11 protein-coding genes and 1 pseudogene are annotated in these 10,606 nt (G+C 39.8%); 2 read left to right on the forward strand and 10 right to left on the reverse strand.

Annotated features, from left to right (window positions below; translation table 11 throughout):
• Window positions 1-4: 4 nt before the first annotated feature.
• The 9 genes from BVH04_RS11210 to BVH04_RS11250 form a co-directional block, all read right to left on the reverse strand.
• Window positions 5-3,088: an Eco57I restriction-modification methylase domain-containing protein gene (locus BVH04_RS11210; RefSeq protein ID WP_086541564.1), complete on the reverse strand. Its 3,084-nt coding sequence runs from the start codon at window positions 3,086-3,088 to the stop codon at window positions 5-7.
• Between the two features lie 269 nt (window positions 3,089-3,357).
• Entirely contained in the window at window positions 3,358-3,816 is a 459-nt protein-coding gene (locus BVH04_RS11215) for a HEPN domain-containing protein (protein WP_086541565.1), read from the reverse strand.
• 4 nt (window positions 3,817-3,820) lie between these two features.
• Complete coding sequence (locus BVH04_RS11220) at window positions 3,821-4,864, reverse strand: DUF262 domain-containing protein (RefSeq protein WP_086541566.1); 1,044 nt, start codon at window positions 4,862-4,864, stop codon at window positions 3,821-3,823.
• Window positions 4,865-5,365: 501 nt separating this feature from the next.
• A complete protein-coding gene (locus tag BVH04_RS11225; protein WP_205635840.1) occupies window positions 5,366-5,920 on the reverse strand; it encodes a 3'-5' exonuclease in 555 nt (184 codons plus the stop codon).
• 100 nt (window positions 5,921-6,020) lie between these two features.
• Window positions 6,021-6,248: a hypothetical protein gene (locus BVH04_RS11230; RefSeq protein ID WP_140160574.1), complete on the reverse strand. Its 228-nt coding sequence runs from the start codon at window positions 6,246-6,248 to the stop codon at window positions 6,021-6,023.
• 155 nt (window positions 6,249-6,403) lie between these two features.
• Window positions 6,404-7,342 carry a HipA domain-containing protein gene (locus BVH04_RS11235; RefSeq protein WP_086541568.1) on the reverse strand — a complete coding sequence of 313 codons (939 nt, stop codon included), beginning with the start codon at window positions 7,340-7,342 and terminating at the stop codon, window positions 6,404-6,406.
• On the reverse strand, window positions 7,342-7,674 hold the full coding sequence (locus tag BVH04_RS11240) for a HipA N-terminal domain-containing protein (RefSeq protein ID WP_086541569.1): 333 nt from the start codon (window positions 7,672-7,674) through the stop codon (window positions 7,342-7,344). The genes BVH04_RS11235 and BVH04_RS11240 overlap by 1 nt, the downstream gene beginning before the upstream one ends.
• Complete coding sequence (locus BVH04_RS11245) at window positions 7,667-7,870, reverse strand: helix-turn-helix transcriptional regulator (RefSeq protein ID WP_086541570.1); 204 nt, start codon at window positions 7,868-7,870, stop codon at window positions 7,667-7,669. The genes BVH04_RS11240 and BVH04_RS11245 overlap by 8 nt, the downstream gene beginning before the upstream one ends.
• 434 nt (window positions 7,871-8,304) lie before the next feature.
• On the reverse strand, window positions 8,305-9,435 hold the full coding sequence (locus BVH04_RS11250) for a BamA/TamA family outer membrane protein (RefSeq protein ID WP_086541571.1): 1,131 nt from the start codon (window positions 9,433-9,435) through the stop codon (window positions 8,305-8,307).
• A gap of 231 nt (window positions 9,436-9,666) precedes the next feature.
• Here BVH04_RS11250 and BVH04_RS26105 point away from each other — a divergent pair, with 231 nt between their 5' ends.
• Complete coding sequence (locus BVH04_RS26105) at window positions 9,667-9,981, forward strand: transposase (protein WP_240510905.1); 315 nt, start codon at window positions 9,667-9,669, stop codon at window positions 9,979-9,981.
• Window positions 9,969-10,187 (forward strand): hypothetical protein, encoded by a 219-nt coding sequence (locus BVH04_RS26110; RefSeq protein WP_240510906.1) that lies wholly within the window; start codon window positions 9,969-9,971, stop codon window positions 10,185-10,187. The genes BVH04_RS26105 and BVH04_RS26110 overlap by 13 nt, the downstream gene beginning before the upstream one ends.
• 179 nt (window positions 10,188-10,366) lie before the next feature.
• Here BVH04_RS26110 and BVH04_RS26785 read toward each other — a convergent pair.
• A pseudogene (locus BVH04_RS26785) lies at window positions 10,367-10,584 on the reverse strand (IS256 family transposase); the annotation flags it as partial.
• Between the last annotated feature and the right edge of the window lie 22 nt (window positions 10,585-10,606).

Here is a 10,606-nt window from a genome sequence, read left to right on the forward strand (position 1 = left end):
TTACTCATCCCTCTCCCCCTTCCACTATCCTAATCTCCTCTTCTGTCAATCCATACAACTCGTAAACCAACTTATCAATCTCAGCGTCGATGCGGTTGATTTCGGATTGGAGGGCGAGGGCTTTTTGCTTTTGTTCGTTGAAGTAGGTCATCCATTCGGATTCTTCGGATAGACTGAGCTGAACCTTCGCTTTCTTTAATTCTCCAAAGAATCCTCTGAAATCTAAACCCGGCCAGTTTTGAAGCTTGGTTGATGGTTTTTCAATGGAGAATTTGGATTTAATGAGTTCTATAAAATTCAATACGAATAGTTGATTACCCTGAATTTCCTTTAATAACATATCTACCTTTTGAGTTGAGTTATATACAAAGCCTTCTTCTAATTCTGGAATGGGAAAACTCATTAGGTTATTGACATTCAGTTTTGGGAAAGCTGCTCTACTCAAATTCACATTTGATTTTCTGAAGTAAGTAGAACATAGCAAGCTTCCTAAGATTGCAAAAATTGGTTTCAAATATTTCTCTTTCCCTGCTAAAGGCAAAAAATTAAATATGTCTGTATTGTTGACCATAGGTTCTTCAATAAAACAAATGTCAATCCTTTCCTTTGATAAAATTCTATTTACCAGTAATCTTTTATGTATGAAAATGTCTGCTTTTCGCGGAGCAGCGAGATTAGCACCGTATTTTATATATTCTGTATATGGTCTGATGAAATACCGCTGTACGTTTCCCGCTCCTATAAGTGGTAAATAGGAATTATCTAATTTATTATCAGAATGATATATTTTCTCATTCATCATTTCTCTGGTTTGAGGCGGGTTCCCCTTTCCTTTTTCGTATGGTTTCATTCCCTGATATCCTCTTACGAAATCGCTTACTTTCAAATCACCATTAATCTCTAACTTATCTTCAAAGGAGAGTAAAGTATCATCATTAATTGAATTAAATGTCTCACTTTTAATCGTGCCCCAAATCTTATCAGATAAAGCGGTCAGCCTTTCTAGTATGGATTTATAATTTTTATCAACAGCAACTAGTTTTGTTGCTTTAGGAAATATAGGAATACTAGTTTTCCTGCCAGTTACTATAACAGTATCCACTGTAGCATCTTCAAATACGCTAAACACATTGAGCAGTTCGATGCAGTGATTTTCTAAAAAGAGTTCGGATCGTAACTTTGAATCATTTTTCGTAGACAGCCAATAATTTGGAATAATTACACTATAAACTGATGATTCATCCATTATTTCCAGAATCCGTTCCATAAATACCGCATAAGTATTTATTTGATATTCAGCTGTTTTATAATGTTGGTAGATAAAGTTTTTTGAAGATTCATCAAGGGAATGCGATTGCACATAAGGCGGATTACCCACCACCACGTCAAAACCACCTTTGGCGAAGACTTGTGGAAATTCATTTTCCCAATTAAAAGCCAAGTCTCCGGCTACTGCAGGATCATCGATTAGACTGTTTCCTACTTTGATATTGGAATTCAAGCTACTGAGTTTTCGGCCTTTCTTGGCTGTGCGAAGCCATAAGGAGAGTCGGGCGATTTCTACTGACTCCTCATTGATATCGACTCCGAAAATATTGTTTTCGAGGATTTGGTTTTCCACATTGGGCAGGACCATCGGTGTACCGAAAAGTTGGGATTCGAGTTCGTCTAGGTAGCGATGCTCGGCAATCAGGTATTCCAGCACTTGATTGAGAAAGGCTCCCGAACCACAAGCGGGGTCGCAGATGGTGAGTTGCAGCAGCCAAGCCCGATAGGCATCGAGTTTCCCCTTGAGTTGTTGGATGGTTTTCTTTTGCCTTCCTCGCTTTCCCTCCGCAAAGTCCTCGTCCACGATGCCGAGTTCGATCTTCTTCTCGGCACACAATCGCCCGAGGGTATTGTCCACGATGTACTTGGTGATGTATTTTGGTGTGTAGAATACCCCGTCTTTCTTCCGCTTGGTTTTGCTTTTGTCTATTGGTGTACCTTCCAGCGAAGCACGGACATTCTCGATATCATTGAGACTATGCTCAAAGATGTGCCCGAGAATATTTGTATCGACTTCGGTGTCGAAGTCGTATTCGGAGAGCTTACGACAGTGTTTTTTGAGGATATTATCCGAGATCTTTACGGTATCTAGCAAGGTATCCGGCGCAAAGAGTCCGCCGTTGTAGGCATGGATTTCAGGTTTGCCAGGTTGGACTCTTCCCACATTGAGATATCCGAAGTATTTTTTGAAGCGATCAAAGAGCGGACGGTATTCGTCGAGCTCATTCAGTTTATCCCATTGGGTGATAATCTCATTGATGCTATTGGGCGGAAGCAGGCCTTTGTCCTCCGCAAAAAAGATAAAGAGAAAACGGTCGAGGAGCTTTTGACTTTTTTTATATAGCATCAACTCATTTTCTCCCGGATTCTGAGCCACCATATCCTGCCAGAGTTCCTGCTTGAAGGCCGAGTAGTCGGCGTAAAGTTGCTTGGTGACTTGCTCTTCGGCTTGGAGTGATTCTTCTTTGATCTTGGCAGGAATCCCAGAAAGCAGATTATCCTTTTGGAGCAACAGCCAAAGCAGTTCAAACTCAGGGCGCGTGAGTTGAAAAAGATTGAACTCCTGATAATCTACGGCATTGTGGATATAGAATCGAAGTTTTTCGAAGTTACTCGTGATCACATAGATACAGTCGGGTTGGTTATTTTTATAATTAAAGGCCTGATCTCGGATCTTTTCGAGGTCTTTAGTATCGGTTCCTTTGAGCTCGATGACGGCAAGGGCTGACCTCACCCCCGACCCCTCTCCTTCAGGAGAAGGGAGCAGAATTGCGCCGTCCGTCTTTTTGGAATCCTTGATATTTTTAAGCTCAGTGGTCAGGTTGTAATCAGGATCTGGATTGATGGTGTAACCTAGGATATTTACAAATAGCTCTCTGAGAAAACCTTCCTGAAACTGTTCTTCTTTGGAATTTCGGATATTCTCACGAATCGCAGGATTTCCAAAATATCGAGAGAAGTCGCCGAAAGCAGTCTCGATTTTGTTTTGATCTTGGGTGGACCGGTATTTTTTAAGAACTGAGTTTTGAAATAGCGCCATTTAAAAAAGGGTGGGTTGCAAGGATACCTAAAGATATCCGAAAAGCTGTAAACGAAAAGAGTTTTATTAGGGAATGGGGTAGATTGGTTTTTCTTTGGTGGGATTAAAGAATCACGAAGGTATCAAACTGTAGTTGTATCTGATGGCTACAGGCATTACCAGAGCCTTAACTCATATTCAACGCTTGATTCGATAAGAATATGGGATTATAAATCCCAAAAAATAGTAGGGGATTGGTATTTTGTTATGGTAGTATTGAGGTCAGTCTTCTATTTTTTCACTATATCTTTCAGAACTTTAATAACACCTTTTAAGTCCGAATAGTATTGAGATACGTAAGTGTAACTAATATTATCCTGTTGTCCATGAGAGATGTTATTTCTATTTGAAATAATAGAGTTTAGAGATTGTAGTTCCCTTTCGGAAATGGTCGACAAAAATCTTAATTCCCAATCAGGATCAAATTTTTTTAAGAATGTACATAGCTTATCTTCAGAAAGATTTGTTATACTTTTGACGCTACCATCTATATATGTCTTAATTGGTTTTGGACAAGTACCTGTTGAATATGCTTCCACAAGTGATTTAAGTACATTCTCGAGATATCCAGAAATTTTAACACAAAAATATTTGGAAAGATGTGCTTGTAATTCATCATTATCAACTTTTCTTATCTGATCTAATAGATTATCCAACTTTTTTTCTTCAGCATCTATTCTCAATCTCATAATCTTATTTTGCGAATGTTTCGATTGCTATTCTAATTCTGTTGTTAACAAGTGTTTCATCAGAAGTTGCTCCTTTTACGTTTTCTATGTAATCAGGATTACCAAGCAAGACTCTATACTTTGCTACGAATTCTTCATTGCCGATTTGAGATGATTTAATTCTTTCTGACAAACCAATCATACATGAATCAAAAACTGCAGCATTAAGAGGACCTCCCAATCTAAAAGCTGTTTTGCCTAACAGTACTGCAAATGGACGAATTGTATTGGCAAATATTTCTTCTAAATCGGCTTTGGAAACAAGATCAAGGTTCCTATTTAGAGACATGAATCTATTTAAGAAACCTTTTAAAGGTTTAGTATATGAATCTTTGAACACATACAAGGAGAAAAATCTTAAAATTAATTCTTGTTCTTTCAACCTTTCGTTCTCTCTACCAAATACGGTTCTCCAGTTTTCGGTTTGTACGATGTGGTTTAAGGTCTCATTAAATTCACCATAATAAATACATGCTCTAATCTCTTGAGGTCTTAACGGATTCCCACCAGTATTAAGTCTCTCGAAAATTAGATAAACACTACTTTCAGCATCGTCTGGTTCATCTTGTCTGATAATTGTTGCATGAATTATGGAGTCATCTAATCTTATCCTATCTGATGTATCTAAAGTTTTGTAAGTTCTTCCGTTCAAGTTAGAGCCTAAACCTGTTAAAATGAATTCCTTACCTTTAAAAATTCCATTATAGAAACTGTTTAGTGAAACAAGTCTTTGCTGACCATCAACAATTATCATTCTTCCTGTTTCCTTTTCCTTTGATAAAAATACTCCTGGCACTGGCAGTCCTAAAATTAAAGATTCGATGAATTTGGAGGCTGCATTTTGATTCCAAACAAATTTTCTCTGAAATGGAGGAACATAAATAATGTCTTCATTTATTCTCTTAACAATTGAATCAACTGGATAATCAGCACCATAGCTGGTGATTTCATATCGATAGTCAATTTCTTCGTCTTCAATATCCTCAATTAATGTTTGATCTAAGTTCATTGTTTTTTATTTCTAATTATGACTAATGCATTAGCTAATAAGTGTCGCTTTCCCTATCGGGCAATTTTAGGACTCCTTTTTCCAGTCCTTATTTTCCCTCCCCCCAATCTATACCTAAAACTCCTTTTTCCAACCCCATTCCTATAAATTTCAATTGCTTTTTTGAATTTTCCCCCTGTCTTTTCATCTTAACCTCAATCCTGATCTTTAAGAAGCTTTTTACTACCGTTATATTTCTTTCATTTGCGCTGTCCGGCTTTTCCCAAGACCTGATGCAGCTTCTTGATTTGTATTAGTTTCCAAAATTCTCGAGTCATTTTACTTTATCCTCCTGTGCTCTGATTCTTTCGCAGCTGATTAAAAAGCTTAGGCCAACCACGGTTTACTCATATTTCGTACAGTTTCAATTGTCGCCAAATGCCTTATCAAAACTATATTTCGGCAGCAAAACCCTATTACTGTCGAAATATAAATGCCCAATATCTTAACCATCGGCAATTCTTAAATCCTACCAATTCTCCTTAATTCCCAAAAGCACTTGGCGGTGATGCTGATGTCTGCTAAGGCATTGTGGGCGTCTGCGAAACCTGTACGGAATAGTTTGTAATGCAGCTCCGAGAGCTTTGGCCACTTGTAGCCGTATTCTCCAGATAATCTACAGAAAGCAGTGGTCTGTTTCATAGTACAGATCCTGACCTTGTCCGACATACTGTTTTGCATGCCATTTCTTAAGAGTTCGGAACCCATAATCATCTCGTCAAAGGCCATATTATGCGCCACAAGGAATTTGGCTTTTTCTACAAGTACATGAAAATTTTCTAAAACACCTTTAATGGGTTGTCCATCTCGCAGTGCCTTCTCGGTCGTGATGCCATGAATCCGTGATGCTCCGTTTGATATGGTAAATCCATCAGGCTTGATGATGAAATCTCCCTCTGCTACCTTATTACCACTCGCATCATAATAGAGAAATGCCAGCTGAATAAGCCTGGGCCAGTTATTGAGATCCGAGACCGGAGCTTTAGTTCCTCGGCAGTCCGGTCGTCTCGGTGTCAAAAAATAGATACATGGGTGAGGAAAGTTGACTGTTAAGGGTTAAAATGTTAGGCACTTAAAATAATGGACTGGCTTTGATGCCTAGACTAGTTAGAATGATTTAAGAATTATTTTCTTCATTCCTTTGCGCTTTTATTTCGTCATCAATTTGTTCCATCGTCATTTTGGAAAGGCCGTATTTGTCTGCCAGTTGCATACTTTTTTCCAGCGTTCGTTTCGTTATTTTTCTTTCGATGATTTCAATCAGTTCGGAAAACAACAGCGTGTTTTTGTTCAGTCCCAATTCGTCGAATTCAAAATCAGATAGTTGGAGATTTACAGTTTTCACAATGATTCGCTTAGGTTGAAATTTACAGCTATTTCGCAATCTATTTTCGCTGATGTAGGCACTCAATTGGCATGATGATTTTCAATATCGGTGTAATAGTGTAATCCTAATTTTCACATTCTTCAAAATCTTGAATCCAGCATTTTAGACCTTACCTACTCAAATAAACTAAACCGATCAACCAACACCTGTTCATATTTTTCTTTGAAATCCTCCGTTAAAAAACTGATTTGAATCATTTTGAGCCAATCAGGTTTAGCCTTGGTCATTTTGTTGAAAATATTCGCTTGCTGTTTATCGTCAATCCCCGCCACTTTGAATGCGGCAACAAAATCGCTTTTCCGGATTCGGTTCTTCCTGCCATTAAGCGTTAATGCCATATGTTCGTTGTCGTCAGGATTTACTAGGACAGTGCTGAGCATATCATATGCCGGGCTAAGTACCGGTCCTAAATCTGGACTATAGATCAATGAGAAATTTTTTAGGTGCATGTCAGCGTTACCGGTCAGGAAGCAAAACAAAACCTGTTCATAGAAATTCACCAGATCCAGCCCTGAAGTCTTGGAGTACAGTTTGATTGCTTTTGCTATCTGCTCATACGATGCATTGTATTTGTTCTCTGTGAGCCTTTGGGTTAGTTGGCACATATCTTCCATGTGAATTCTGCCTTTCTTTGTTCGATCAATCCTCTTGGTGATATATGCCAGATTTCCAGACTTCATTCTGATGAGTGAATGAGGCACGACTTTGATTTTAGCCAGTTCAGCCAAGTGCATGGTGAGATCTTCCACTTCGGGAGCTTGAGGGTAAAATGAGGAAGCAGGCTTAAGTATATACCCACCCCATAAGCCTACAATGGTAAATCTTTTTGGGCCCTCATGATTCGATGATATATGCAGGGAAAGCTTTGCCTGAACCCCAGTTAAGCCAGTTTGGTTTTCAATCGCGGACTTGGCCAATGGTTCAAGATCGCTTTCATTGTAAGGTAATTCCGGGGCATAAGCTAAACTGAAAATTTTCTTACTACACAGCGAGTGAAAATCCGTTTCGGTTTCTGACAAGTATTGGTAGCAATACAAACATCTTTTTTCCATCAGGCCGGCTCGTTAAGGGGTTCAATACTCACAGCTCCGATGGTGTCTTTACAGCAAAGTAAAAGAAGCACCATTCTATCTCGGGAATCCAACTTCCAGTTTTTGACAGCAATATCCAATAACCAGCCTTCAGGAATCAGGCCATCGAAAAATGGCAGCATGGTCAACGAATCAAAAGATTCCACTTGAAGTGGAAGGGTAAGACTAATCGGTTGAGCTTCCTTGCTGTCAAGATATTCTTGTAGGTAGGTATAATGATACCCTTCACCATCCTGGATGTATTGTCCAGCCAGGATACCGTGCATAAACACATTTGCTATTCGTTTACTCATCTGATGTATCAGGTATAGGGCCCAGTTTATGTCCAAACATTTGAAGGACTTGGTTTACTTTGTCCATTCTCAAGGTTTTTTTCCCCTGTTCAAGATCTCTTAGAAATCGCAGTCCTACACCTGCTTTGAGCGCAAATTCAGGTTGCGTTAACTTCACAGCGGTTCTTCTCTCTTTGACAAATTTGGCTAAATCCATATACTATACCTTTTCGGGTGTAAATATATTGATTTAATGATCTTTATATCATATAGGGTATAAAAATGATTTTTGGTTCAACTTTATACCCTAAGAGGTATATCAAAGTTTTTACTCTTTATCTATAATTGTAAAGCGATAAGGATTAATCCACGTACCATAGGAATGATTAGTGAGAGCTGATTTTTCACCATGCGTTCTAATGACATGCAATCTCGCCTCCTTTCCCACTCCATAAACCCAAATAAGTGGAGTAATCCTAATTATCCTTTTCAAAAAGACTTCCCTCCTTATTCTATTCCTAAAACCCTTCCCTCAATCCCACTTCTATAATTTCCAATAACTTTTCTGAATTTTTCCTCCTATCGTTTTGGCTTATCCCCAATCCTGATGTCTTTGAGGCATTTTCCCAAGTTCAAATTCTTCTTGGCTTTCTAAAATGCCTCGCCGACAAACAGGTAAAATCCGGATCCTTCCTGGGTAAAGGCGACATCAACTCGGGTGTAAATGTCTTTTTTAGGAAAAAGTAAAATGCGTAATCCAGCTCCAGCTGACCAGACCATTTTATTGATGGATGCCAAAGAAAAGTCGGGAAATACGGTTCCTGTTCCCGCAAATGCCGCAGCACCTATCCTTTTGGAAAATCCCAAGGGCAGCGGCAGCATTCTGAATTCTACCTGGGTGGCAAGCTGGTTTTTGTCCCTAAACCGACCAAGGTAATATCCTCGCATCATGCTATCTCCACCCAACAAAGCCAGCTGGTTGAAAGGAACATCCCCCGAATAAAACTGACCAATGGCCTGCCAAGCCAAAACGCCATGCTCACCGACAGGTCTAAAAATCCGAGTGTCCATCATCACCGCATTGAAGCCAAAAGAACTGATGGCAGGAGAATATCTCAAGAAAGCCAATTCTGCAAAATGGCCATTCCTCACATTCAGGACATTGTGTCTGTCGTCATAGACCAATCCAACACCCAACCCAATATTGGTAGAACCTTCACTGCCCAAGGGCATGGTGAATGGCGGAGCTTCCTCAGATGGGACGAAATCTACTTGAGATATTCGCTGAAAATCTGCTTCGACCCCGAAATATAAGTTGGGGCGCAGTTCACGAAGTAGCCTTTCTTTGATCATGATTTGATTGGCATCTACCAGGGCCAGGTTATCTTCAGGGGAATTAATCCCAATGCCATGGTATTTCAAAGGGAAGCTTTGTAGCCTGATCCGCCCAAGGGAAAACCACTTATCACGGTCAGAATAGATGGCATGATCAAACCAAAGCCCATATTGGTTTTGCAGGGTGATAAAAGTAAAGCCGCTGATTTCGCTGAGTCGGTTTGTGGTGTCCCGTTTGGCATAGTAGACCAAGAGAGATGACAGTCCTATTTCCCAGCTGGTCTCAGGCGCAAATGCCACGGTGGGATAGATCAAAAATTGCGGTTTGCTGATATCTGAGGTGTCGTTAATGATCCCATTGATATATTTCTTGATGAAGTTTTGGGAAATCGCCTGACCCGAAAAAAATACAAAAATCAGTAGGAGCTTTAATTTCTTGGAAGACATATTGAAATTTAACAGAGAGATTTGTTAAAAGGTTTTAATCACACGCCACAGGCGCGCGCTAGCTAATCACGCGCCACAGGCGCGCGCTAGCATGTAATGACGCGCGCGTTGACCGTGAGCCTTAAACGTTGGGGTTGGCGCGCGCCTGTGGCGCGTGACAAAGGTGGCACGTGGAAGTATTTAATACACACCAATTCAATTATATTCGAAATACTTTTTTGATTTTTTCCTATGAGCCATAAATACAAATTTCATAACCCGGAAGGCCTATATTTTGTCACCTGTACGGCTATTAACTGGATTGATATTTTCACTAGGGAGAAATATTCTCAAATAATTAGTGAAAGTCTTGATTATTGCAGGAAGAAACTAGGAATGGAGATTTTTGCATGGTGTCTTATGCCTAGCCATCTGCATATAGTGATTAGAGTTCAGGGAAACAAACCTGAATTAATTATAGGAAGGTTTAAGGAGTTTACTTCAAAAAGAATTCAATTGGCTGTAAAACAAAATCCACATGAAAGCAGAAAGGATTGGCTTATTTAATGTTTGAAAAAGCGGCTTTGGAAGCAAGTAATGTGAAAACAGGTAAATTTTGTCAGGCGGGGAATCATCCTATAGAACTATGGAGTCCTAGTTTAATTTCGCAAAAAGTTGAATATATCCATATGAATCCGGTTGCGGCAGGATTGGTCTTAGAAGCGCATTTTTGGAAGTTTAGTAGCGCAAATGATTATTCAGGGGGAAAGTGAGTTTTGGGTATTGATTTCTTGTAGGTATTAAATGGGAAGCACGCGCGCGCTAACGGATGCAGCACTTACGCAGGGCTAACGGGTTTCTTGTAAATCGGAAGCACGCGCGACACGCGCGACACGCGCGCGCTAACCGACTAACCGCGCTAACGGAGTGACTAAATATCCAACTCACTAGCGGTTTTTCCATTTCGCTTATTAACAGACCAGCTGCTCACTCTTCTGTCAAAAAACTATCGATTTCACCGTCCAGCATAGTATCTACCATGCCCTGCAAAATCTCACTAAATGGACTCTCTTTTCCAAGCAATCACTTTTTACTATAAAGCCGCTCTTTAAGCCGCTCACTAAGCTGAGGATCACTAAATAATTCTTCAAGTGTTCGTTCCTTTGTCACCTATTTGTAAAATTAGCAGGCA

Source organism: Algoriphagus antarcticus (assembly GCF_002150685.1).
GTDB lineage: Bacteria > Bacteroidota > Bacteroidia > Cytophagales > Cyclobacteriaceae > Algoriphagus > Algoriphagus antarcticus.

Bases quoted from the DNA above. Each gene is read 5' to 3' on its own strand.
- BVH04_RS11235 (WP_086541568.1), bottom strand. From the start codon at position 7,342: ATGGAAAAAAGATGTTTGTATTGCTACCAATACTTGTCAGAAACCGAA.
- BVH04_RS11220 (WP_086541566.1), bottom strand. From the start codon at position 4,864: ATGAACTTAGATCAAACATTAATTGAGGATATTGAAGACGAAGAAATT.
- BVH04_RS26105 (WP_240510905.1), top strand. From the start codon at position 9,667: ATGAGCCATAAATACAAATTTCATAACCCGGAAGGCCTATATTTTGTC.
- BVH04_RS11240 (WP_086541569.1), bottom strand. From the start codon at position 7,674: ATGAGTAAACGAATAGCAAATGTGTTTATGCACGGTATCCTGGCTGGA.
- BVH04_RS11215 (WP_086541565.1), bottom strand. From the start codon at position 3,816: ATGAGATTGAGAATAGATGCTGAAGAAAAAAAGTTGGATAATCTATTA.
- BVH04_RS11250 (WP_086541571.1), bottom strand. From the start codon at position 9,435: ATGTCTTCCAAGAAATTAAAGCTCCTACTGATTTTTGTATTTTTTTCG.
- BVH04_RS11210 (WP_086541564.1), bottom strand. From the start codon at position 3,088: ATGGCGCTATTTCAAAACTCAGTTCTTAAAAAATACCGGTCCACCCAA.
- BVH04_RS11245 (WP_086541570.1), bottom strand. From the start codon at position 7,870: ATGGATTTAGCCAAATTTGTCAAAGAGAGAAGAACCGCTGTGAAGTTA.